This is a genomic window from Bradyrhizobium vignae (assembly GCF_900324035.1).
GTDB lineage: Bacteria > Pseudomonadota > Alphaproteobacteria > Rhizobiales > Xanthobacteraceae > Bradyrhizobium > Bradyrhizobium vignae.
On the sequence record NZ_LS398110.1, the window covers coordinates 7,728,966 to 7,752,143 of the forward strand.

Sequence of the window (23,178 nt, forward strand, 5' to 3'; positions counted from 1 at the left end):
GCCAAATTTTCGTTAAGGTTTATCTCAAGTGATATGCCTCCCGGAGTTGCCGCCTTTTTAGGCAGCCGGCTCACGCCACCTTCGTGAAGTCCGGCGGCCGGCGCTCGGCAAACGCCGTAAACGCCTCGCGCGCCTCGGCGGTACGCAGGCGCTGCGCGAACTGCTCGCCCTCGGCCTGCATCTGCGCGACCAGTGCCTCGCCGTTGCGCATCAACCGCTTGGTCGCGATGAGGGCACCGGCCGGTTGGCGGGCGAGACGCTGGGCGAGCGCGAGCGCCTCGGCATCGAGCTTGTCGAGCGGCACCACGCGGTTGGCGAGGCCCCATTCCAGCGCCGACTTGGCAGGAACGGCCTCACCGAGCGCGAACATCTCGTAGGCGCGGGCGTAGCCGATGCGTGCCGGCATCAACAGGCTGGACGCAGCCTCCGGCACCAGCGCGAGGCTGACGAACGGCGTCGACAATTGCGCGTCCTCGGCAAGCACGACGAGATCGCAATGCAGCAGCATCGTGGTGCCGACGCCAACGGCACGGCCCTGCACGGCCGCAACCAGCGGCCGCGTGCAGCGGGCCAGCGACTGGATGAAGCGCACGACGTTGCGGCTGCCTTCGGACTTGCCGGCGGCAACTGCGGCGAACTCGCCGACGTCGTTGCCGGCAGTGAACATGTCGCCCTCGCCGCGGATCAGGATCACGCGAGCGGACGGATCGAACTCGGCGGATTCGATTGCATCCGCCAGCTTGCCGTACATCGCATCGGTCAGCGCGTTCTTCTTGTCGGGACGCGCCAGCGTGAGGGTGAGAATTCGGTCGCTATTCTCGATCCGGACATGCTCGGTCATGGCTCTGCTCCTTCTATTCGTCTGAATGTCTTGCTTCTGAAGATCTTGGAAACTTGTCCTGAATGCTGGTCAGCCAGCGCGCGACGATGTCGATCTCCGCAGCCGTGAATCCGTCCGTCAGCGCCGCGTTGACTTCCGCCGCGGCAGCTTTCGCCTGCGCCAGCACGGTCCGTCCCTTCGGCGTCAGCCACACGCGAAAGGCGCGTCCGTCCTCGCGATCGGCCCTGCGCTCGACCAGCCTTGCCGCAGCACTGCGATCAACCAGCCCGGAAATCCCGGCCGGCCCCATGTCGAGCGCCGCGCCCGCCTCGCCCATGAGAATGCCGTCCTGCTTGCCGAGAATGAACAGCAGCCCGGCCTGCGCCGGCGTCACCTCATTTTGCGGTTGCGCCGCCATCCAGCGCTGCAAACGCCGCTGTGCGACGTTGAGCAGGTAGATCAGCCGGTGATGCCTCGCCTCTGGCGATTTATTTCGCATGCGAAACATATAGTCGAGCTCCGGCGGATTGTCAAAACCTGCCGTCGCTTAGTTGCCCAACGGCCCGCGACAGCCGTCGAGCAGAATTGCGGCGCATACCTTCGCCCGCTTCTCGATCTCCTTGCGCGAGGGCAATGTCAGGTTCGCATAGATCGCAGCACGCTGCGGCGCCGACACCATCATGCCGATCATCATCCCGGCGGCTTCATCGACGTTTTCGAGCGTGATGCGCTTCTTCTTAACTTGATCGCGGAGCCAGCCCGCGAGTGCCGCCGCCGTACGGGAGATGCCGTCCCTGTAGAAATTCGCGGCAAGGTCGGGAAACGTGGCCGACTGCTGCAGCACCATACGCTGCAGCGCCACGACCTCCGGATCGAGCGCGAGATCGGCACAGGCGACAAGCACGGCAGCTAGGCTCGTTTCGATGTCGGCCTGATTGTTGGCGTGAAGATTGACATCGGAGAGCAACCGGTCGAGCCGATCTGCGCACATCGCCTCGAACAGCGCCGCCTTGCTCGGAAACAGCCGATAGAGAGTCTTGGTGGAGATGCCGGCGCCACGCGCCAGCTCTTCGGTGCTGGTTGCTGCGTAGCCATCGACGGCGAAAGCGTGCCGTGCCGCCTCGATCACGATCCGCTTCGTCTCGTCGTCGCTGCGCACCGGCGGTCGCCCGCGCGGACGGCCTTCTGATGACGGGTTTGCCTGAGCCATGTTTTTAGATGATGCCTGTCATTCCATTGACTCTCCCCAAGCTAGTCCTATTTTGGAAATCGTCAAGTTTCCTAATTCAGGGACCCGGCCATGACCGTGCACACCAACCCGTCCAAGAGTGAAACCATCGTGGTGCCAACCAGCCCGCCCGAAGGCATCCTGCCCGCCGCGCCGGCCCCCGCTCCGCGCCGAAAGCTGAACCTTCGCAAGCTGTTGCTGGCCGGCGTGGCCGCCATCGCGCTCGCCGGCGCGAGCTGGTACGGCTACGACTACTGGACCGTCGGCCGCTTCCTCGTCTCCACCGATGACGCCTATGTGAAGGCCGACAACACCACCATCGCGCCGAAGGTCAGCGGCTATCTCGACCGCGTCCTGGTCGCCGATAACGAGCATGTGAAGGCCGGCCAGATGCTGGCCCGGATCGACGACCGCGACTTCCGCGTCGCGCTTGATCAGGCCAAGGCCGACGTCGCCGCCGCGAACGCGACGGTGACCAGCAAGCAGGCCCAGCTCGAGGTTCAGGAAGCGGTGATCGCGGCCGCAAAGGCGACCATCGATGTCGACACCGCCGCGAAGATTTTCGCGCAGCAGGAGAACAAGCGCTACACCGATCTCGCCAGGACCGGTTACGGCAGCGTGCAGAATGCGCAGCAGGCGCAGGCGCGCGATGCCGGCGCGGACGCCGCGATCGCGCGCGACAACGCCAACCTCATCTCCGCACAGAAGCAGGTCGATCTGCTCAAGGCCGAGATCGTGCAAGCCAGGGCCGCCGCCGCGCGCGCAGCCGCAGTCCAGCAACAGGCCGAGCTCAATCTCGGCTACACCACGATCGTCTCGCCGATCGACGGCGTCGTCGGCAATCGCACCTTACGCATCGGCCAGTATGTGCAGGCGGGCACGCAGTTGATGTCGATCGTGCCGGCCACGGGCGCCTATGTGGTCGCCAATTTCAAGGAGACGCAGCTCACCCACGTCCACGCCGGACAGAGCGTCTGGATCGAGGTCGACACGTTCCCGGGCCAGGTCGTGCATGGGCACGTCGATTCCATCGCGCCGGCCAGCGGCCAGGAGTTCGCGCTGCTGCCGCCCGACAACGCCACCGGCAACTTCACCAAGATCGTGCAGCGCATTCCCGTGAAGATCGCGCTGGACGCCGAGACCGCGCCTGCGATCGAGCTGCGGCCCGGCATGTCCGTGATCCCGACGATCGCAACGCGCTCGGCGCCGACCGCTCAGGCGGCAGCGACGCCCAAAGCAAAACCTGTTTCCGGAGGGTCGTGCCATGTCAAACAGCCTCTCAATATCGATGCCAGCACAAGCAATTCCGGCCGCGACGCCTGAGCGCGTCGCTGCCGACCCCAATCGGGCCAGCGCCACGATCTGGATCGCCGTGTTCGCGGCGATGATCGGCGCCTTCATGGCGATCCTGAACATCCAGATCACCAACGCCTCGCTGCTCAACATCGAAGGCGGCATCGGCACCGGCGCCGACAACGGATCCTGGATCTCGACGTCCTACCTGATCGGCGAGATCATCGTCATTCCGCTGACCGACTATCTGTCGCGGGTGTTCTCGTTCCGCAACATCATCCTGGGTTTCGCGAGCCTGTTCGCCGCCTTCTCGGTCGCCTGCGCCTTCACCCACGATCTGCCGTCGATGATCGCGATGCGAGGTCTTCAGGGCTTCTTCGGCGGCGTGCTGATTCCGATGGCTTTCACGCTGGTGTTCACCAAGCTGCCGAAGGGCCAGCAGCCGATCGGTCTTGCCATGTTCTCGCTCGCCGTGACGTTCGCACCCGCGATCGGCCCGACCATCGGCGGCTTTCTCACCGAGAATTACGGCTGGCAGACCATCTTCTTCGTCAACGTGCTGCCGACCGCGGTGATGGTGACCACGCTGTTCTTCACGCTGGAGCGCCGACCGCTCAACCTCACTCTGCTGCGCGAAGGCGACTGGTTCGGCATCGCCACCATGGCGATCGGCCTCGCTTCGCTGCAGGCCGTGCTGGAGGAAGGCAACAAGGACGACTGGTTCGGCTCACCCTTCATCGTGCGTCTCGCGGTCATTGCCGCGGTCAGCCTGTCGCTGTTCATCGTCAACGAGCTCGTGGTGGAGAAGCCGCTGCTGCGCCTGCGCCTGTTGACGCAGTGGAATTTCGGCATCGGCACGATCGCGGCTGTCTTCCTCGGCTTCGCGTTGTTCGGCTCGGTCTATCTCCTGCCCGCTTATCTCGGTCAGGTGCAGGGCTACAATGCCGAGCAGATCGGCAACGTGCTGGCCTGGACCGGCCTGCCGCAGCTCCTGCTGATTCCGCTGGTGCCGAAGCTGATGCAGCGGTTCGACGGCCGCTATGTCGCCACCGTCGGCCTGCTGCTATTCGCCGCGAGTTCCTTCATGAACATCCAGATGTCGCTCGATTATTCCGGCGATCAGTTCCTGGTGCCCAATATCGTGCGGGCGGTCGGCCAGGCGCTGACGCTGGCGCCGCTCTCGGCGCTCAGCCTCGGCAGCGTCGCGCCGCAGGATGCGGCGGCCGCCTCCGGCATCTCCAACATGATGCGCAACCTCGGCGGCGCCATCGGCACCGCGGTGCTCGCCACCATCGTCACCAAGCGCGAGCAATTCCACTCCAACATCATCGGCCATTCCGTCACGCTCGGCCGCGAGGAGGTCCGCAACCGCATTGTGCAGATGACGGACTATTTCATGGCCCACGGCGTCCCCGATCCCTATGCCGCACGCGAGCAGGCCATCATCGCGCTCGGCAAGACGGTGAAACGCCAGGCGCTGGTGATGGGCTATTCCGACACCTTTGCGGTGATCGGCGTGGTGCTGGTGCTCGCCGCGATCGCGGTGCTTCTGACGCGGCGGGTAAGGGCGGCGGGTGCCGGTGGTGGCGCGCATTAGGCTTTTCACCTCTCCCCGCTTGCGAGGAGAGGTGAAAACTCACGGCGCGCAGGCAAAACTCGACGCCTCCGTCACCGGTCCCGCTTTGTAATGCGGCCAGGCCGGCCAGCGGCACAGCGGCAACGAGCGGGTCACCGCAAAGGACGGCGCCTCGACCTTCTGCTCGCTGACTTCGAGGTCGCCGGGCGCCTTGCCGTTCTCGACCCAGTCGACCAGCACGCTCAGCATGTCGACATTGGCCGGCGCGCCGGAGCCGACATGATCGACGCCGGGCGCGGTGTAGAGCCGCGCGAATTCCGCCGTCTCTGCCCTGCCCATCTTGCGCTCGACGCTTTCGAAATAGCGGATGCCGGCATAGGGGCTCTGCGCATAGTCGGCCATGTGTTCGAGCATGATCAGCCGGCCGCCCCGCGCGCGAAAGCGGCTGAGATCGGGATCGGTCGAGTCCATCAGGCTGGAGACCTCGAGCAGCCGCGCCTTGTGGTCCTCCACCTTGTAGGTGGTGAGGTCGAGCTTCGGATCGCGCGCGAAGACATATTGAATGCCGCCGGCGCCGTAGATCCAGGCGATGCCGTTGTTCGGCGCAGGCGGCTGCGCCGGCGGCGCGGTGCCGAGCCACCACGCGACCCAGCCGCCGGTCGGCCCGATCGCCGGCGTATCCTCGCCCGACACGCCCCAGCCCGGATAGTCGTCGAGACCATTGGCGAGCGAGAACGGGAATTTGTAGGTCGCGTGCAGCGTGTTGATCGCCTTGATCTGCGCATCGGTGAGACACTGATCGCCGCTCTTGCCCGCCGCGCAGCGCAGCGTCTCGGCCTTGAACGCCGCCTTGCAGGCGACGGGGTCCTGCACCAGCGCGTCGTCGGAGCCGTCGGCCTTGTCGCAGGCCGCGCGCACTGCATCGGCGACCAGCTTCACCTGCGCCGGATTGATCCAGCCCTCGCCCATGCTGACGAGGCCGGAGCGCGTGCCGGCATGCTGCAGGCCGACCCAGTTGATCACGGGCACGCGGGCGAAGATGCCGTCGAAATCGTCGGGGTAGCGTTGCGCCATGGTGAGGCCTTCGCGGCCGCCTTCGGACGAGCCCATGAAGTACATCTTCTCCGGCTTCTTGCCGTAAGCGCGCTGCATCAGCGCGACGGCAGCATCGCGCACCTTCTTGTAGGCGCGATGGGCGAAATTCTCGAAAGCCTCGTCGTTCAGCGCGAACAGCTGCGGCGGCTCGCCCGGCTTGGATTCGTGGCCGGAGTCCGTGCCGTAGGTGACGAAGCCGCGCGCGAGCGGCGATGGCTTGTCGAAGGGATAGGCCGGCGGCAGCGCGAGGCCCGTGATCAGCACACCGTTGAAGCCGCCGCCGCCATATTGCAGCGAGCGGCCGTTCCATTCGACGGGAAGGTTGACCTGGAATTTGACCGGCGGCGCCGTGGGATCAACGGGGTCGATATGGCCAAGCACCTTGCAAAAGGCTGGATTGACGGGCGTGATGCGCCCGGACGGGGTCGGCCCACGTTCGGCGACGGCGAGCTGCGAGGGTGCCTGCAACGCTGCGGAATCGATCTTCACGGCGTCAGTGCCGCCATTGAGCCCCTTGCAGACGGTCTCCGCGTCCTCAGGCAATGTCGCGGCGAGCGCGGCGTTCGCGCTCAGCGCAGCTGCCGTCCCCACGAGCCATGCGCACAGCTTCGCCCTCGTCAGAGTCATCGTTTCCACCCAGCTGTTGTTCGATCTGTCAGGAGACCACATTGAATGCGACCTCCCGAGGGCCGTCAACAAGCCTCTAGTGCTCGAACACCAGCCGCGCGCCGACGGTGCCGTCGAGGGCGCGGATCTGCTGGAGGAGCTCGCCGGAGTCCTGACCACCGAGATCGGCGTCGAGCACGACATAGCCGAGGTCGCCGGCGGTCTCCAGATACTGCGCGGCGATATTGATGTCGCGCTGGAGGAAAACCTCGTTCAGCCGCCGCAGCATGCCCGGCACGTTGCGATGGACATGGCTGAAGCGCGCGCCGGAGGGACGGAGATGCAACTGCACTTCGGGGAAGTTCACCGCGCCCATGGTCCAGCCGGTGATGAAATAGTCGACCAGCTTGCGCGCCACCTCGCCGCCGATCCGCTCCTGCGCCTCTTCGGTCGAGCCGCCGATATGCGGCGTGAGGATGACGTTCTCCAGACCCTGCACCGGGCTCTTGAAGCGTTCGGCGTTCGACGAGGGCTCGACCGGAAACACATCGATTGCCGCACCGGCAAGATGGCCGTCGCGCAAGGCACGCGCGAGCGCGTCGAGATCGACCACAGTGCCGCGGCTGTTGTTGATCAGGAACGAGCCCGGTTTCATCGCCCGCAGCTCCTTCTCGCCTATCATGCCTGCAGTCTCCGGCGTCTCCGGCACGTGCAGGCTGACGATGTCGCTCTGCGCCAGCAACTCCTCCAGCCTCTCGACCGGCTCGGTGTTGCCGTGACGAAGCTTGTCGGTGCGGTCGAAATAGATCACACGCATGCCCATGGCTTCGGCCAGGGTCGAAAGCTGCGAGCCGATATTGCCGTAGCCGACAATGCCGAGCGTGCGGCCGCGCACCTCGCGGCTGCCGGTCGCCGACTTGTCCCAGCCCCCCGCATGGGCTGACACCGAGCGCGGAAAGATCCGCCGCAGCAGCATCACGATCTCGCCGATCACGAGCTCGGCGACGCTGCGCGTGTTGGAGAACGGCGCGTTGAACACCGGAATACCGCGCTTGCGCGCCGCTGAGAGATCGACCTGGTTGGTGCCGACGCTGAAGCAGCCGACCGCGAGAAGCTGGTCGGCGGCGGCGAGCACCTCATCGGTGATCTGGGTGCGCGAGCGGATGCCGAGCAGCGACACGCCCTTGAGCGTGCGCCGCAGGTCCTCGCCGTCCAGCGCCTTGGTCAGCCGCTCGACATTGCTGAAGCCCGCGCTCCGGAACAGGTCCACGGCGCTGTCATTGACGCCTTCGAGCAGCAGCGCCTTGGCGCTTCGCTCAGGGCTTTGGCCTGGGGCTGACATGGAATCTCCGTAAATAGCAGCTTTGCCGCAGCTCATAGACCGCGGGCGGTGCGCAGCACAATAGGGCTTGGACACGGGGAGAAGATGGCGAGGCGATGGGTGGGCTTGGCATCCCACCGACTCGGTCAAATCACGTAGAACCCGTGCGTGCCGTCGCGGCGGAGCTGCTCGACGAGGCCGTATTCCCAGTCGAGATAGGCCTGCATCGCGGCTTCGGCAACATCAGTGCCTTCGTAGGGGCGGCGGTAGCGGTGTGCCGGATCCGGCTTTGGCAAGAGTTGCGGCGGGCCGACCTCGAGCGCACCGTCATAGCCGCCTTCGAGCACATAGACTTCCCAGCCCATCTGCGCCAGCCAGGACGCGGTCATGTCGGCGCGGACGCATCTGTCGTCGGTCAGGAGGATGCGCGCACCGCGCACGGGCGCGGCCATGTCGGTTTCCTGGACGAGCTGGCCGCCGGGATAATGGCGGAAGCCGGGGAGATGGCCGGCTGCATATTCCTCGGCATCGCGTACGTCGAAGCGATACAGCGTACGATGGGTCTGCGCGGCAAGCGCCGACATCTCGTTAGCTCCGATGTGGCGGACACCGGCGCGGTAAGCGACATCGCGGGCATTGGCCGGGCCACCCTCGAACGGGCCGATTGCGCCTCGCCTGTCGGCGCCGTGATCGAGCGCATGGCGCGCCAGCGTCCAGCCGATGGTGCCGTTGCGCAGCGCGCGGACCCTGTTGGGCACGCCGGCATTGATCAGCGACTGGGTGCCGATGATCGAGCGGGTGCGGCCCGCACAGTTGACGATGATCGTCGTCTCGGGATCGGGTGCGGCTCGTCCTGCCCGGAGCACCAGCTCCGCGCCGGGCACGCTGACCGAGCCCGGGATGTTCATGGTCGCATATTCGTCGAAACGGCGGACGTCGAGGATGGCGATGTTGGCCTTGTCGGCGATGAGCTTTGCGACCTCGTCGGCGCTCAGCGAGGGCGTGTGGCGGCGCGACTCCACCAGTTCGCCGAACGCTTTCGAGTAGGAATTGACGTCCTCGAACAGCTCAAAGCCCGCAGCGCGCCAGGCCGTCAGCCCGCCGTCGAGTGTGCTGATATTGGTGTAGCCGAGCGCCGCCAGGCGCTCGACTCCGGTCGCGACCAGCCCCTCCCCGTCATCATAGAGCACGATCGGCACATCCTTGCGCGGCAGCCGCACCTGCGCCTCGACCGCGATCCGGTCCGCCGCCATGTTGGCGGCGAACAGCGGATGGCCGGTCGCGAAGGCCGCCTCGCATCTGAGATCGAGCAGCGCGATTTCTTCGCGCAGGAGCAGTACGCGGCGGATATCGGCGGGAGTGACGGTCGGAAGCTTCATGGCGTGGACCCTGGGAAGGACAGGCCATGGGCTTTTGAACGATTGAGAGCGCGTTGGCTAGCCTTGCCGGCTCATTCGCCGGGAACGAGGCGCCCAAGCGGGCGCTGTGCCGGGCGCCGCAGCTTGCGGCGCGACAGATAGAGCAGGATGCCCGTGACCGAGAACAGCGGCATCAAGACTGCCGCAATCATGAAAACGAGCTTGCCCGGCCACCCCAGGATCGCGCCGCGATGGATGTCGTAGATCGCCGCGATGATCTTCTCGCCGAACCTCTTGTCGTCGTAGCGCTCGGCGGAGACCAGCTGCCCGGCAGCCGCATCGATGCGAAATTCGTCACGCGTGGCCTCGAGCGTGCGGTCCTTCCCCCACGACCGGATCCGAATCACGGTGCCTGGGCCGGCCGGCAGCGTCAGCAAGGCCCTGGAGAAGCGGTCCCCCTCCTCGCGCTGGAACGTCGTCCATGCCCGATCGAATCCGATCGGCTGAGCCGGCTCGGAACGGTCGGCCCCACGGGGCGGTTTTGGTGGCATCTTGGGCGGCATCTTCGCAGCAGCAACCTGCGGACGCGACAACAGCCAGATGAGCCCATCCTTGTACCATTCGAAGGAGAACCACAGCCCGGTGAGCGTCATCGCCAGATAGACCGGAAGGACCCAGGTGCCGATCACCGCATGAAGCGAGCGGTGCAAGCCGCGGCCGCTGAGCCCGAGATTCGGCTTCAGCCACGTCTTGACGCTGCCGGCGCGACGCGGCCAGCGCAGCACGAGACCCGAAATCAGCATGACGACCAGACCGAGCGCGACGGTGCCGGTGATCGGGCGCCCCCAGCCCCTGGCGTCACCGGGGATCAGCAGCCAGCGGTGCAGCCTGCGCACGGTCGCGAAGAACGCCTCGCCACGTGGCAGGCCCAGCACACGCGCGTCGTAGGGATCGACATAGAGCGAGGCCGGCCGGCCGCCGTGCTCGTCGCGCGCGAAGCGGACATGGACGGCCGCCGCCGGATCGCTCGACAGCGTGACGGCCGAGACCTTGCCGACGTCTTGCGCTGCCTTCAGTCGCGCGATCAGGTCATCAGGCGTCAGCGGCGGCATCTCGCGGGGTATGACGCACATGATGTCGGCGTTCAGATGATCGACGATCTCGTCCTCGAAACTCATGATCGCGCCGGTCAGCGCGATCAGGGCGAGCAGCAGCGCGAGCACGAGCCCCGCGATGGAATGGACCTGGAGCAGGACCGCCTTGATCGTGTGCCCACGCAGCCGCATCATCGCTAGAACTTCACCGTTGCCGACAGCGATACGCGTCTTGCATCGCCGATGGCGACGCCCAGATTGTTCTGAGCGGAGGCATAGTAGACGGTGTCGAACAGGTTCTTGACGTTGAGCTGATAGATGACCGGCAGTGCCTGGTGCTTCGTCTCATAAGTCGCGAAGATATCCGCGACGACATAGGACGGCAGCACGAACGTGTTCGACGCATCGCCAGGCCGGTCGCCGACATAGCGCGCGCCGCCGCCGAGCCTGAGCTGGCCAGGAAACACCGTGCCAAGATCGTAGACCAGATAGAGCGAAGCCGTGTTCATCGCAACGTTCTGCAACTGCTTGCCCGCATAGGTCGGATCCTCGGTCACACGCGCATCGGTGTAACCATAGCTTCCGATCATGCTCCAATCGTCGGAGAGCCGGCCGGTGACGTCGATCTCGAGGCCGCGCGAACGGACCTTGCCGGCCGCGGTGTACACGTTGAGACCGGTTACGGTGTTGAGCTGGCTGACCAGCACGTTCTGCTTCTCGATGTCGTAGACCGCGACCGTACCCGAGAGGCGCTTGTTGAGATCGAACTTGAGTCCGGTCTCGTACTGCGTGCCCTCTTCGGGCGCGATGTTCGATCCGAGCACGACGCCACCGCCATTGCTCAATGGAGCAATGGTCGAGTTCGGCTTCAGCGACTGGGTGTAGCTCGCGTAAAGCGAGATCTGGTCGGTGAGCTTGAAGATCGCGCCGCCGAGCGGGAGCACCGCATCCGCCGAAACGTTGGTGTTGGTCTTGAACGGCTTTCCGCGCCCGGCGAGCTGATCATAATCCATGTAGCGCACGCCGCCGACCAGCGCGAAACGCTCGGTCAAATGCAACGTGTCCTGGAAGAACAACGACCACTGGCCGAGCTTGTCGGTCTGGGCGCTGTCGCTATTCGAAACCGTCGTGCCCGGCCCGATCGGACCGTCGACCGGGTTGTAGACATTGAACGACGGGGCCGCCTGCCGGATCAGATTATCGCGGTAGATCGTGCGATACTGGCCGTCGCCGCCGAACAGCACCTCGTTGCGCATGTCGCCGAGCCAGAAGCCGCCGGAGATGTAGGATGTGCCGTAGCTCGAATTGCTGAGCGAACCCTGCGTGCCGTCATTGCTGCGCGTCTCGACGCCGGTCTTCGCGTTGACGCCGGTGACGCGTAGCTGGTTGGCGCTGAAGGTCTCGGTGTTGTAGCTGTAGCCGGCAAAAAGCTTCCAGTCCTGATTGAGGCGATGCTCGATGGAGGCCTGAATCAAGTCGGACGTCCCCCACATGTTGTTGTAGGGCTCGTCCAGCCGGCGCGTCGCCGGGATCGCCAGCGGCGCGCCGTTGACGAAGGCCGTGCCGCGGTCGAACGGAGTGATGAACTCGCGATGCTCGTAGTTGAGCTGCACCGTGGTATTCTGGCCGTGCCACGCGAGCGACGGTGCAATCAGCATCTCGCGATGGCGCCCGAAATTGCGCCAGTAATCCTCGCTGACGCCATAGCCGATGAAGCGATAGGCAAGACCCTGATCGCCGATCGGGCCGGTGACGTCGAGCAGGCCGTCGGCGCCGGTTTTGGACGAATTGTAGGCTGAGCCGAGCAGTGTGACGGAGCCGTGCTGATAGAGTTCGGGGCGCTTGCTGATGGTGTTGACGATGCCGCCGGGATCCATGATGCCGTAGAGCAGCGAGGCCGGCCCCTTCAGCACTTCGACGCTCTCGACTGCGGGATTGAGACTGCGGCCCTGCACCAGCGGCATGCCGTTGCGCATGATCGAGCCGTCGCGATTGTCGCCGAAGCCGCGGCGGATCACGGCGTCCTGCGTGCCGGCGAGCGTGTTGGTCTGGGTGATGCCCGAGACGTTGATGAGCGCATCGTCGATGTTGCGCGGCAGCTGGTCCCTCAGCACCTGCTCGGGCACGACGTTGACGGCCTGCGAGGTGTCGAGCGGCGAGGCGCCGCTGCGCAGCGTGGTCGCGCTCGGCATCGCGCGGTAGCCGAGCTTTGCGGCCTGCTGTGCGGCGGCCTCCGCGGCGGCACGCTCCGAGGGCGTCGGCGCTGCGGGGGCGGGATTATGATTGGGCTGGCGCGCGGCTTGCGTGCGGCGTGAAGAGTGATCCGATGCGCGCGCTGACTTCGGCCGCTGCGCCGGCGCGTCCACGGTCACCGGCGGCAGAGCTGATTGCGCCTGCGCGGTCGTCGGGGTGGAGGGGCATTCGGCGAGCAGCACCGCTGCTCCGATGAGAAGACCTGCACGGCTCTTGCCGGCACGAATTCGATGGCCGCTGTCGCGACCACCCAGATGAGCACGCACGTTCGATTCACTTCCAGGTCAGACACTGCATTGAAGCTCGCGCGTCTAACAGCCGCCATGCGTGAAGAGAACCGTGAGCGGACTTGAATCGCTCTAGTGTCGAATCGTTCTAAGAATAGGCGGCGCTGAATGGCAATCTCCAATCGCCGTCACGCCGAGAGCAGCGCGCGGCACGCGCGTTCGCGGCCGCGCGGCGCGATCTTGCGCAGGCTCACGCGAGCGCAGGCGCGATCAACGCGTCGAGCTTCCGCTTGAACGCAGTGCCGTCCGACAACGCGCGGAGCGGCGGGCGCACGCGCAACCAGCCCCTATCGCCGGTCTGCACGGCGAGGATCGCCTTCAACGTCGCGACCAGAGACGGCGTCTTCACCACGACGTCGATCGCCGCCTGCATGCGCGCCTCGACATCCCTGCCATCGAGCATGCCCTTGACCAGCTCCGGCACGACATTGGCCATGCCGCAAATGGTGCCGGCGCCGCCCGCGGCGATCGCGCGGGCGATGTCGGCTTCGTTGCCGACAGTGATGGCGAGCTCGGGCGCGGCATTGCGGAACGCCTGGAACTGTTTGAAGTCGCCGCTGGAGTCTTTCAGGCCGGCGACAATCTTGCCGTAGCGCCGGCGCAGGCCGGCGGCAACTGTCGTCGGGATCGCGACGCCCGAGACCTGCGGGATGTGATAGAGCGAGGCGCGCAGCCGCTCGTCGGCGACACCATCGATGATCGCGGCAAAGGCATCCTCAATGCCTTCAGGCGTGACGTTGCGGTCGAAATAGGGCGGCAGCAGCAGCACGTGACGCAGGCCGAGGCCGAGCACGGCGCGCGTGAGTGCGATGCTGTCGGTGATGGCGGGGAAGCCGCCGCCGATTCCGATGCGCTCCGGCGCGACGCCGGCCTTGAGCATGGCCTCGATGGTTGCGACGCGTTCGCCGGCGTTGAATGAGGTGCCTTCGCCGGTGGTGCCGAACAGGACGACGCCTTCGACGCCCTTGCTGAAGAGGTGCTTGGCATGGCCGGCGAGCCGGGCGTGATCCACACTGCCATCGGCCGCCAGCGGCGTCGCCGACGCCACCCAGAACCCGCGAATTGCCTCCGTCATCACACCGCCCTTTGCTGCCGCCCCGAACTAAGCCGCTGATCCCCAATGATCTTCCGCGCTTCCGAAGCCCTGTTTTTACTTTACTTTTGATCTTGTACCTTACATACAAGGCGGGTGCAAACCCTTTCCACCGTCACGGCGCGCATGAGGCGCAGCCGAATCCAGAGGAGGTCTCGCATGAACATGGTGACCCCCATTGAAGGCCCTGACCAAGTGTTCGGCGCGTTGCGCGACAGGCTCGGCGCGGCCGCGGTACTGACCGGCAGCGAGGTGCCGGCGCGCAATTGCAACGACTGGAGCGCGAGCCTGCCGCAAACCCCGCTTGCGGTGATCCGGCCGCTCGATGCGCAGGGCGTTGCCGATGCCATCGCGATCTGCCGGCAGGCGCGGCTCCCCTTCGTGCCGCAGGGCGGACTGACCGGCCTATGCCGCGGCGCCTCGCCCGAAGCGGGCTGGGTCGCGATCTCGCTGGAGCGCATGACCGGCATCGAGGAGATCGATCGCGCCTCCGCGACGATGACCGTAAAGGCAGGCACGCCGCTGGAGACGATCCAGAAGGCTGCGGACGAGGCCGGCTTGTTCTTTCCGCTCGATCTCGGCTCGCGCGGCTCGTGTGCGATCGGTGGCAATCTCTCGACCAATGCCGGCGGCAACCGCGTGATCCGCTACGGCATGACGCGCGAGCTGGTGCTTGGCCTGGAAGTGGTGCTGCCTGACGGCACCATCATCACCAATCTCAACAAGCTGATGAAGAACAACGCCGGCTACGATTTGAAGCATCTCTTCATCGGCTCGGAAGGCACGCTCGGCATCATCACCCGTGTGGTGCTCAAGCTGTTTCCGAAGCCGCGTTCGACCATGGCCGCGCTCTGCGCGCTGAAGGATTATGCCGCGGTGATCGCGCTGCTGGATGCCGCGCGCTCGGGGCTCGGCCCGCTGCTGTCGGCCTTCGAGGTGATGTGGCCGGACTATTGGGACGTGATCACGATGCGCGCCGGCGTGAAGCCGCCGGTCGCAGCAGGTCACGGCCTTTACGTGCTGGTGGAAGCGCAGGGCACCGACGAGAGCATCGATGCGCCGCGCTTCCAAAGCTGGCTCGAAGAACTGATGGAGCGCGGGCTGCTCGCCGACGCCGCTGTCGCGCAATCGCTGGCGCAGACGCAAGCCTTCTGGCGCGTGCGCGACATCTGCGCCGAATTCGGCCAGGTGCTGGGCCCGCACATCTCCTACGACATCGGCCTTGCGGTCAAGCGCATGGACGAGTTCGTCACGCGCTGCAAGGCCGCGCTCGCGGACGGCATCAATGGCTGCGAGAGCGTCTATTACGGCCATATCGGCGACGGCAATCTGCATCTCGTCTCCTGGGTCACCGGCCTCTCCGTCGCGCAGCAGCCGAAGGAGGAGATGGACGCGATCATCTACGGTCTGGTGCGCGAGATGGGTGGCAGCGTCTCCGCCGAGCACGGCATCGGCACGCTGAAGAAGCAGTGGCTGGGCCATGCCAGGAGCGAGGCCGAGATCGCGCTGATGCGCACCCTGAAGGCTGCGCTCGATCCCGATCACCTGCTCAATCCCGGCAAGGTGATCTGAGGGCACCATGCGATCGCTCAAGCTCGATACGCCGAAATCGCTGGCGCTGCGCGTGATGCAGCGGCTGCGCCAGGCCATCATCGATGGCGAGTTCGCGCTCGGCGCCGCCATCTCCGAGGAGATGGTGGCAAGTTCCTTCGGCGTCAGCCGCACGCCGGTGCGCGAGGCGATGGGACAGTTGCAGGCGCAAGGCCTCGTCGTGATCCGGCCGCAGGTCGGCAGCTTCGTGTTCACGCCGAGCGCCGAGGACATCAATGCGCTCTGCACCTTCCGCATCGCGCTGGAGCCCAAGGCGGCCGAGCTCGCCTTCCGCCACGACCGCGACGGTACGATTGCGGCGATGAGCGCAGCGATCGCGGCGATGGAGCCCGCGGTCACGGCGAAAGACAACATCGCCTATGGCCGCGCCGATGCCGCCTTCCACGAGGCGCTGTTCGCCCATTGCGGCAACCGCTATCTCGCCGAATCCTATCAGCTCGTCTCTGGCCGCGTCGCCGCGCTCCGCACCAATTTGACCTCACCGATCGACGTGCGCACCCGCACGTCCTTCGACGAGCATCGCAAGCTGCTCGATTTGTTCGCACGCGGCGAATTCGCCGCCTTCGAAGACCTGATGACGACGCATATCACCAATTCGGGCGTGGTCTATGCCAAGGCATTGAAAGTAGAGGCGCTGAAGGTAGAGGCGCTGAAGGTCGGTTAGGCGCCACTACGTCCCCTCCTTCGGTCCCGGCCTGTCCAGGAAATCCAGCGCGGTGTTGATCTGTTCGAGTTGATGCTCGATCCTGTCGCGGTCCTCGACGGCTTGCGCCTTCTCGAGTTCCTCAACGAGCTTCTGTTTCCGCGTCAGCAAGTTCTCTATGACCGTGCTCACAATTCCCCCATCGCCAGAGGCGATGTCACGAACGCCGAGATTGAGGGCGCACGCGACCCGGGCTCGTTTCGAACCCTCAAGCAGAATGTTCGCAGGCGCGGTTGGTTCCTCGGACCGGCATCGGTCCGTAGCGTCGCGGCCGGAACCCCTCGGCTGACCGTCGCACCCGGCGACACATCGATCGGTTGAATTCGTGGCCTCGGAGCCCTATGCGTAGGCGCCATGGACACCCAGATGATCACCGCCGAAAAACCGCTGATGGCCCGGGCGCAGCCGCGCAAGCCGGCGCCGTTCCTCCCGATGAGCCGCGCCGAGATGGATGCGCTCGGCTGGGATGCCTGCGACATCGTGCTGGTGACGGGGGATGCCTATGTCGACCATCCGAGCTTCGGCATGGCGATCATCGGCCGCCTGCTGGAGGCGCAGGGCTTTCGCGTCGGCATCATCGCGCAGCCGGACTGGCACTCGGCCGAGCCGTTTAGGGCGCTCGGCAAGCCAAAAGTGTTCTTCGGCGTCACCGGCGGCAACATGGACTCCATGGTGAACCGCTACACCGCGGACCGGCGCATCCGCAGCGACGATGCCTATACGGCGGGCGGCGAAGGCGGCAAGCGGCCGGACCGCTGCACGATCGTCTACGCCCAGCGCTGCCGCGAGGCGTTCAAGGACACCCCGATCGTGCTCGGCGGCATCGAAGCCTCGCTGCGCCGGATCGCGCATTACGATTACTGGTCCGACAAGGTGCGCCGCTCGGTGCTGGCCGACGCCAAGGCGGACCTCTTGCTCTACGGCAATGCCGAGCGCGCCGTCGTCGAGGTGGCGCATCGCCTCGCCGCCGGCGAAACGGCGCGCGAGCTGGACGACATCAGGGGCGTCGCGCTGTTCCGCAAAGTCCCTGCGGACTACGCCGAGCTGCACGCCGACGATCTCGATTCCGCCGACGAAGGCGCAACGCGCCAGAAGGGCTTGACCGTGATCCGGCTGCCCGCGCTGGAGCAGGTCGAGCAGGACCGCGAGGCCTATGCGCGCGCCTCGCGCGTGCTGCACCGGGAGAGCAATCCCGGCAACGCACGGCCGCTGGTGCAGCGTCATGGCGACCGCGATCTCTGGCTCAACCCGCCGCCGATCCCGCTCACCACCGAGGAGATGGACGCGGTCTACGACCTGCCTTACGCGCGCGCCCCGCACCCGTCCTACGGCGATGCCAGAATCCCCGCCTGGGAGATGATCAAATTCTCGGTGACGATCATGCGCGGCTGCTTCGGCGGCTGCACCTTCTGCTCGATCACCGAGCATGAGGGCCGCATCATCCAGAACCGCTCGGAAGGCTCGATCCTGCGCGAGATCGAACGCATCCGCGACAAGACGCCGGGCTTCACCGGCGTCATCTCCGACATCGGCGGCCCCACCGCCAACATGTACCGGATGGCGTGCAAGGACCCGAAGGTCGAGGCGGCGTGCCGGCGGCCGTCCTGCGTCTTCCCCGAGATCTGCCCGAACCTCAACACCTCGCATGACGATCTGATCCGGCTCTATCGCAAGGTGCGCGAGACCAAGGGCATCAAGAAGGTGATGGTCGCTTCCGGCGTGCGCTACGACCTTGCGGTCGAGAGCCCCGAATACATCAAGGAGCTCGTCACCCATCACGTCGGCGGCTATCTGAAGATCGCGCCCGAGCATACCGAGCGCGGCCCGCTCGACAAGATGATGAAGCCGGGCATCGGCGCTTACAACAAGTTCAAGCGGATGTTCGATGAAGCGGCCGAACGCGCCGGCAAGAAATATTATCTGATCCCCTACTTCATCGCGGCGCATCCGGGCACGACCGACGAGGACATGATGAACCTCGCGCTCTGGCTCAAGAAGAACCGCTATCGCGCCGACCAGGTGCAGACCTTCCTGCCCTCGCCGATGGCGACCGCCACGGCGATGTACCACACCGGCGTCAACCCCTTGCGCGGCGTGCGCCACGGCGGCAGCGACAAGGTCGAGGCGATCAAGGGTCTGCGCCAGCGCCGCCTGCACAAGGCCTTCCTGCGCTACCACGACCCCGACAATTGGCCGGTGCTGCGCGAGGCGCTGAAAGAGATGGGCCGCGCCGACCTGATCGGCTCGCAGCCCCACCAGCTCGTCCCCGCCCACCAGCCGCCCGGCACCGGCAAGGCCGCCGGCACGCGGCGGCCGGTGCGTCCGGGCGGCAAGACGCAGCGGTTCACGACCAAGGGGCTGAGGGTGATGAAGTAGCGGGCGAGGGCCGGATCAGGTCCGGTTCGGCGTGGCGCTTTCGCACCTCCAAACAAAAAGCTCGAAAACAACCCCATGCACAGTAGCCGGGGGCAGCAAAATCAACGGCTTACAGCGCGATGAAATGGGATGGATCGCCACCGCGCCTTCGCTCGTCGATCAAGCATGATCTTTTCGAAAGGCCGCTGCGCATTCTGCTGATTTTACGAAACTGTTGCACCGTCGGGCAAAACAGGAGCAGGATGGCAGCATCGGAAGAACCAGGATAGCGCGAGCCCCGCGCAGCTCCGTATCAAGAGTTTCCAAGGCTACGCGGAAGTCAGCCGCCTTCAGCGTGATAGGAGGCTCGCAATCCATTGCAGACTTGGCGGCTGCAGGTGAGATCGCCTTGCGAGACCGAATGAGAGCCGAGCACTCGCGGCGGAATGATTGATGCTTCGTCGAAGGCGCAGAGTACCGGTGCGGTGACTCCGGGCCGCACACGCTGAGCAAGCTGAGGTCGCCTGTGGCGCTAAGGCGAAGAGATCGAGATCGCGTCCGGCACGTCAGCAGTTAAGGCCATACCGGACGCGCCGAGGATGTAGCTAAGTCGACGCGATTGACCCGGAGCAGACCAATGCGACTCGCCACACTATCCCGCGCGGGATAGGATGCGTCCAATCCTCATGTGCGGGCTGCCAGGCGCTGGCGTGTTCGGCACCCCAACGCCTCCGCCCCGGAGCGCGGTTGCGCATGACGCCTTGCGGCAGCGAAGGCGATGCAAGGTGAGGATTTGACCATGTTAATTTGCTCGTGCAACGCAATTCATCGACGCGACGTCGTGTGCGGCGGCGGCGCGGCCCTGTTCAGCACCATTGTGGCCACGCTGATCGGCAGCGGGAAGCCGGTGCGCGCAGAAACGATCACCGGCAAGGTTCCGGAGATCGAGCGCGTGGCAGTGCGCGTCGTCGTCGACAGCTACCAATTCGCTGTGGCACCGAGCCGGAAGATCGCCGATGTCGACATCGAGCACTTCGGCTGGGGCATCGGCGAGGGCAAGCCGCCCGGCAAGACGCTGATCAGCGAGTTCGGCCTGTCGATGCATGTCGAGTCGCGGCGTGGCGCCGAAACACGAAATATCCTGGTCGATTTCGGCTTCACCCCTGATGCGCTGGTGAATAATGCCCATCTCGTCGGCATCGATCCGGCTGCGCTCGACGCCCTCGTCTTGAGCCACGGTCACTACGATCATTTCGGCGGCCTCGCCGGCTTCCTGAAGCAGAACAACGGCAAGTTCAAAGCCAAGCTGCCGATTTACATCGGCGGCGAGGAGGCATTCTGCTCGCGGGAATGGACGGCTCCGCCGGTGCGCGGCGACTTCGGAGCTCTGGATCGAAAAGCACTCGAAGACGCCAATGTTGCGGTGACGTATGTAGAAGGGCCCGCATCGGTTGCCGACCACGGCTTCTCCACCGGCCCTATCGGTCAGGCGAGCTTCGAGAAGCTGCTCTCACCCAGCGCCATGAAGATCGGCGTGGACCACGGCATTGGATGCTATGCTGACAAGCTTCCGGAGGACGAACGGACGAAGGCTGTCATCCCGGACCAGTTCCGGCACGAGATCGCCACCGCGTTCAATTTGAAGGGGCGCGGGTTGATCGTATTGACCTCCTGCAGCCATCGGGGGGTCATCAACGCAATCAAACAAGCCCAAGCGGCTTCGGGTATTAGCAAGGTTCATGCGGTGATCGGCGGTTTCCACCTCGCACCCTACAAGGAGGACTATGTGCGCGAGACGATCGCAGCGCTGAAGGGTCTCGATATCGACTACGTCATTCCACTGCATTGCACTGGTGAGCCGTTCTACGAAATGGCAAAGGCCGAGATGCCGAACAAGCTCCTGCGCTCCTACACGGGCACACGCTTCATCTTCCATGCCTGAGCGATAAGGACACACGCAATCCTCGCGCGCTCGCCGAACGGGGAGCAATTGCTGGCCGCTCGCGGGTACTCAACATTGGCTCGCGCCCTGTGAGATAGCTTTTTGCATCGCAAAAGCCCAGCGTAGCCCGGCGCAAGGCCGCCGCCACTTCTAAAGCGCGATGAGATTTGGATGAATCGTCATCGCGCTTCAGGCTGTTGTTTTGCGCATGATCTTCCGGAAAACCGCTTCGCACTTTTCCGGATCATGCTTTAGGGAACGCCGCGCGGCGCAATGGTTCCACCCATTCACAAAGGGTTTGCGACGGCTTACTTTCCGAGCACGGCATTTTGCCCGGAAATCACGAGCCAAAGATATGAGAACTATGCAACCGAACTTCCGGTCCCCGGAAGCTTTGATGGCTGAAGCACAAGACGCGTGGCATCGGCTGTTCGAGCATTCCCCTGTCCCGGTACTGTTGCTCACGCCGGACTTGAAGATAGTGGATGCCAATGAGAGCTATCTTCGAGAGGTATTGCGTACGCGGGACGCGCTGGCTGGCCTGCACATGTTCGATGCATTTCCCGACAACCCGCATGTCGCACTCGCGGATGGGGTAAGTAATCTGGCGGCATCATTTGAGAAGGTGCTCCACGAAGGGCGCGGGCACGTGATGCCTCTGCAACGGTATGATATCCGACCAGACGGACGGCCTTGGCAGGTGCGCTATTGGCTTCCGAAAAACTGGCCTGTGGTGGATGAAAAGGGATCGATAGTCGCGCTCGTCCATCATGTAACCGACGCGACCGCAGCCGTTCTGATGCGAAAGACCAACGCGACCGCATCCGTTCGGACGAGCTCAGACGCACGTTTCTTAGACCTCTTGCAAAGAGCCGATAAGGCAATTTTGGAAGCGGGAGAGACCATAAGGAAAACGCAGGAAGCCATTTTGAGAGCCCGCGCCGAAATGGACTATGTGCGTTCTAGGAGGTTGTTGAAGCCAATATGATTTCGATTTGATCTGGTCAAACCGGGGCGATCTCCCGCCGGTCCAGTAATTTCCGTTATTGGCCCCCACCCCCAGCTGCCCTTGTCGCCGGCGGTTCTGCGTCCTGGCAACGGGACCTGGTCGCGCTTCCGCCTGTCACAGGGAACGCCGGGATGGTGTTGCCAGGTTTCCGCTTTTTCCGTCTCTCGTCTCTCGACAAAGAGCACGACGCTCGTCACTTGGCGTCGGGACGCGCGGCTATTGCGCTGGGCCGCAAAGTGCTTTCGGAAAATCCTCGACCCAACATTCCAAAGACCCCGCAGCACGAGATCAAAAAACCATCACCTCAGCAGCCTGATGGCTTTCGGATGCAAGCAGCTGTCGATAGAAAAAGGAAGGCGCAGGAGCGGCAATCTTTTGAGCGGCAACAGCTATCAATTGCCAACAAACACGTAGCGAAAGCTGAACGCGTGATCGTAGAGCAAGTGGCCTTGACCGAGAACCTACGACGCGACGGTCAAGACACGAAGCTCGCGGAGGAAACGTTGCGGGTATTCGAGGCCAATCTACACGTATTGCGCGAACACCGAGAGCTCATCGTTAGGGCCATCGAGGAGGCCGACGAGGGACTTCAAGGCAACCTCATCAATGGGCCGTCGGTGTTGGCTCCGCATGGGTAAAGCAGAAGGAGCCGATTCGGTCGGACCTTGTAAGGTCCAGTGATCAAGCCAGCCCGTTGTCGATCTGCTCAATCGTTCTGACGATTATCTCTCGATGCTCACGCAGTGTCTTTGGATTGTGCTCAAAGCCCGTGAGCATCTCCTCCGCAACTTTGGTGTCGTGACCGTTTCCTCCTCGTCTTCGTCGGGGTCCCTGGGTGGCATCACGATGCGCGTCGGCATGAGTAGTGTCCGGCCGACCGCTGCGGTGGAAAATGCTTCGGAGGTGTGTTGCTTCATGTCCGTGTGCTCCTTGAAAAATATGCGCAGTCGCAAAGTCTTTGCCGGCAAACGCCGGTGCCAGGCGCGATCGTCGCCAACGCGATGCGGGTCAGGTTGACTGCGTCATGAGCGGGCGGCAGGCCATGCAGCAGGCAGCGTATTCGGCCACTTGATGCCTCAGGACCCATTAGGCTCTATGTTTACCAAAACCTCGCCGGCAGCGATTTCAGGAACTCCAAGGTCGAGGTCAGGTAGACTGGCTTGAACAAATGCCAGTATTTTTGCGTTCGCTGCGTTGGCGCTTTCGCGGTCGTCAAATATCATCACGGCGATACCGACACCATCGCCCGCATCCAGCACATGATAAGATCTGAATCCGTGCGACTGCCTTAGGATCTCACCAACGCCGCTCTTAGCGCGACGAGCGGCGTCCGCTACCGAACGAACCTTGCTGTACTTGCGAATGACCATGTACATGGAGTCACCACGCGCCATACGCCCCTTCGCATCAAACTATTTCGGTCTTAGTCGGACTAGTGCCAACTTCCGGGATGGGCCACAGCGTCCGGTTGGGCGGATCGCAATGCGCCTTTTCCAACGAGCCATCCTCGCCCGAGAAGGGGCGAGGTACTGAG

At 64.4% G+C, this 23,178-nt stretch carries 19 protein-coding genes; 8 read left to right on the forward strand and 11 right to left on the reverse strand.

Annotation, left to right across the window (positions count from 1 at the left end):
* Positions 1-70: 70 nt before the first annotated feature.
* The 3 genes from BRAD3257_RS37195 to BRAD3257_RS37205 are packed head-to-tail and all read right to left on the reverse strand — an operon-like array spanning position 71 to position 1,979.
* Entirely contained in the window at positions 71-841 is a 771-nt protein-coding gene (locus tag BRAD3257_RS37195; protein ID WP_122405970.1) for an enoyl-CoA hydratase, read from the reverse strand.
* Positions 842-854: 13 nt separating this feature from the next.
* A complete protein-coding gene (locus tag BRAD3257_RS37200) occupies positions 855-1,319 on the reverse strand; it encodes a MarR family winged helix-turn-helix transcriptional regulator (RefSeq protein ID WP_122406967.1) in 465 nt (154 codons plus the stop codon).
* A 48-nt stretch (positions 1,320-1,367) separates the two neighbouring features.
* Positions 1,368-1,979 carry a TetR/AcrR family transcriptional regulator gene (locus BRAD3257_RS37205; RefSeq protein ID WP_312016188.1) on the reverse strand — a complete coding sequence of 204 codons (612 nt, stop codon included), beginning with the start codon at positions 1,977-1,979 and terminating at the stop codon, positions 1,368-1,370.
* Positions 1,980-2,120: 141 nt separating this feature from the next.
* On the opposite strand from BRAD3257_RS37205, the gene BRAD3257_RS37210 reads away from it, so the two are divergent.
* Positions 2,121-3,371, forward strand: coding sequence for an HlyD family secretion protein (locus BRAD3257_RS37210; RefSeq protein ID WP_122405972.1), 1,251 nt, complete (start codon positions 2,121-2,123; stop codon positions 3,369-3,371).
* Entirely contained in the window at positions 3,337-4,938 is a 1,602-nt protein-coding gene (locus tag BRAD3257_RS37215) for a DHA2 family efflux MFS transporter permease subunit (protein ID WP_430648841.1), read from the forward strand. The genes BRAD3257_RS37210 and BRAD3257_RS37215 overlap by 35 nt, the downstream gene beginning before the upstream one ends.
* Positions 4,939-4,977: 39 nt before the next feature.
* On the opposite strand, the gene BRAD3257_RS37220 is transcribed toward BRAD3257_RS37215, so the two are convergent.
* The 6 genes from BRAD3257_RS37220 to BRAD3257_RS37245 form a co-directional block, all read right to left on the reverse strand.
* The gene (locus tag BRAD3257_RS37220; protein WP_162500489.1) at positions 4,978-6,639 is read right to left on the reverse strand and encodes a tannase/feruloyl esterase family alpha/beta hydrolase; all 1,662 of its coding nucleotides are present in this window, start codon (positions 6,637-6,639) and stop codon (positions 4,978-4,980) included.
* A gap of 76 nt (positions 6,640-6,715) precedes the next feature.
* Positions 6,716-7,960: a phosphoglycerate dehydrogenase gene (gene serA / locus BRAD3257_RS37225; RefSeq protein ID WP_122405974.1), complete on the reverse strand. Its 1,245-nt coding sequence runs from the start codon at positions 7,958-7,960 to the stop codon at positions 6,716-6,718.
* A gap of 125 nt (positions 7,961-8,085) precedes the next feature.
* Complete coding sequence (locus tag BRAD3257_RS37230) at positions 8,086-9,318, reverse strand: rhodanese-like domain-containing protein (RefSeq protein WP_122405975.1); 1,233 nt, start codon at positions 9,316-9,318, stop codon at positions 8,086-8,088.
* A 71-nt stretch (positions 9,319-9,389) separates the two neighbouring features.
* Positions 9,390-10,583, reverse strand: a complete 1,194-nt coding sequence (locus BRAD3257_RS37235; RefSeq protein WP_122406969.1) for a PepSY-associated TM helix domain-containing protein — start codon at positions 10,581-10,583, stop codon at positions 9,390-9,392.
* Between the two features lie 5 nt (positions 10,584-10,588).
* Entirely contained in the window at positions 10,589-12,910 is a 2,322-nt protein-coding gene (locus BRAD3257_RS37240) for a TonB-dependent siderophore receptor (RefSeq protein WP_122405976.1), read from the reverse strand.
* Positions 12,911-13,121: 211 nt separating this feature from the next.
* Entirely contained in the window at positions 13,122-14,006 is an 885-nt protein-coding gene (locus BRAD3257_RS37245; RefSeq protein WP_162500490.1) for a dihydrodipicolinate synthase family protein, read from the reverse strand.
* A gap of 177 nt (positions 14,007-14,183) precedes the next feature.
* On the opposite strand from BRAD3257_RS37245, the gene BRAD3257_RS37250 reads away from it, so the two are divergent.
* Together BRAD3257_RS37250 and BRAD3257_RS37255 are read left to right on the forward strand one after the other, a co-directional pair.
* Positions 14,184-15,596, forward strand: coding sequence for an FAD-binding oxidoreductase (locus tag BRAD3257_RS37250; RefSeq protein ID WP_122405978.1), 1,413 nt, complete (start codon positions 14,184-14,186; stop codon positions 15,594-15,596).
* Positions 15,597-15,603: 7 nt separating this feature from the next.
* Positions 15,604-16,299, forward strand: coding sequence for a GntR family transcriptional regulator (locus BRAD3257_RS37255; protein ID WP_122405979.1), 696 nt, complete (start codon positions 15,604-15,606; stop codon positions 16,297-16,299).
* Positions 16,300-16,305: 6 nt separating this feature from the next.
* Here BRAD3257_RS37255 and BRAD3257_RS40495 read toward each other — a convergent pair whose 3' ends face one another.
* The gene (locus tag BRAD3257_RS40495) at positions 16,306-16,470 is read right to left on the reverse strand and encodes a hypothetical protein (protein ID WP_174221615.1); all 165 of its coding nucleotides are present in this window, start codon (positions 16,468-16,470) and stop codon (positions 16,306-16,308) included.
* A gap of 222 nt (positions 16,471-16,692) precedes the next feature.
* Between BRAD3257_RS40495 and BRAD3257_RS37260 the strand changes: the two genes are divergently transcribed.
* From BRAD3257_RS37260 to BRAD3257_RS39555, 4 genes are all read left to right on the forward strand, one after another.
* Positions 16,693-18,714, forward strand: a complete 2,022-nt coding sequence (locus BRAD3257_RS37260) for a YgiQ family radical SAM protein (protein ID WP_122405980.1) — start codon at positions 16,693-16,695, stop codon at positions 18,712-18,714.
* Positions 18,715-19,492: 778 nt separating this feature from the next.
* On the forward strand, positions 19,493-20,635 hold the full coding sequence (locus BRAD3257_RS37265) for an MBL fold metallo-hydrolase (RefSeq protein WP_122406970.1): 1,143 nt from the start codon (positions 19,493-19,495) through the stop codon (positions 20,633-20,635).
* A 397-nt stretch (positions 20,636-21,032) separates the two neighbouring features.
* Positions 21,033-21,623 (forward strand): PAS domain-containing protein, encoded by a 591-nt coding sequence (locus BRAD3257_RS37270; RefSeq protein ID WP_160118924.1) that lies wholly within the window; start codon positions 21,033-21,035, stop codon positions 21,621-21,623.
* 152 nt (positions 21,624-21,775) lie between these two features.
* Positions 21,776-22,282: a hypothetical protein gene (locus tag BRAD3257_RS39555; protein ID WP_145987100.1), complete on the forward strand. Its 507-nt coding sequence runs from the start codon at positions 21,776-21,778 to the stop codon at positions 22,280-22,282.
* 438 nt (positions 22,283-22,720) lie between these two features.
* On the opposite strand, the gene BRAD3257_RS37285 is transcribed toward BRAD3257_RS39555, so the two are convergent.
* Positions 22,721-23,020 carry a hypothetical protein gene (locus BRAD3257_RS37285; RefSeq protein WP_122406971.1) on the reverse strand — a complete coding sequence of 100 codons (300 nt, stop codon included), beginning with the start codon at positions 23,018-23,020 and terminating at the stop codon, positions 22,721-22,723.
* Positions 23,021-23,178: the final 158 nt, after the last annotated feature.

Coding starts and splice junctions, on each gene's coding strand:
- BRAD3257_RS37200 (WP_122406967.1), bottom strand. CDS start 1,319: ATGCGAAATAAATCGCCAGAGGCGAGGCATCACCGGCTGATCTACCTG.
- serA (WP_122405974.1), bottom strand. CDS start 7,960: ATGTCAGCCCCAGGCCAAAGCCCTGAGCGAAGCGCCAAGGCGCTGCTG.
- BRAD3257_RS37265 (WP_122406970.1), top strand. CDS start 19,493: ATGTTAATTTGCTCGTGCAACGCAATTCATCGACGCGACGTCGTGTGC.
- BRAD3257_RS37285 (WP_122406971.1), bottom strand. CDS start 23,020: ATGTACATGGTCATTCGCAAGTACAGCAAGGTTCGTTCGGTAGCGGAC.
- BRAD3257_RS37235 (WP_122406969.1), bottom strand. CDS start 10,583: ATGCGGCTGCGTGGGCACACGATCAAGGCGGTCCTGCTCCAGGTCCAT.
- BRAD3257_RS37230 (WP_122405975.1), bottom strand. CDS start 9,318: ATGAAGCTTCCGACCGTCACTCCCGCCGATATCCGCCGCGTACTGCTC.
- BRAD3257_RS37210 (WP_122405972.1), top strand. CDS start 2,121: ATGACCGTGCACACCAACCCGTCCAAGAGTGAAACCATCGTGGTGCCA.
- BRAD3257_RS39555 (WP_145987100.1), top strand. CDS start 21,776: ATGGTGTTGCCAGGTTTCCGCTTTTTCCGTCTCTCGTCTCTCGACAAA.
- BRAD3257_RS37260 (WP_122405980.1), top strand. CDS start 16,693: ATGGACACCCAGATGATCACCGCCGAAAAACCGCTGATGGCCCGGGCG.
- BRAD3257_RS37270 (WP_160118924.1), top strand. CDS start 21,033: ATGGCTGAAGCACAAGACGCGTGGCATCGGCTGTTCGAGCATTCCCCT.
- BRAD3257_RS37195 (WP_122405970.1), bottom strand. CDS start 841: ATGACCGAGCATGTCCGGATCGAGAATAGCGACCGAATTCTCACCCTC.
- BRAD3257_RS37215 (WP_430648841.1), top strand. CDS start 3,337: ATGCCAGCACAAGCAATTCCGGCCGCGACGCCTGAGCGCGTCGCTGCC.
- BRAD3257_RS37250 (WP_122405978.1), top strand. CDS start 14,184: ATGAACATGGTGACCCCCATTGAAGGCCCTGACCAAGTGTTCGGCGCG.
- BRAD3257_RS37245 (WP_162500490.1), bottom strand. CDS start 14,006: ATGACGGAGGCAATTCGCGGGTTCTGGGTGGCGTCGGCGACGCCGCTG.
- BRAD3257_RS37220 (WP_162500489.1), bottom strand. CDS start 6,639: ATGACTCTGACGAGGGCGAAGCTGTGCGCATGGCTCGTGGGGACGGCA.
- BRAD3257_RS37255 (WP_122405979.1), top strand. CDS start 15,604: ATGCGATCGCTCAAGCTCGATACGCCGAAATCGCTGGCGCTGCGCGTG.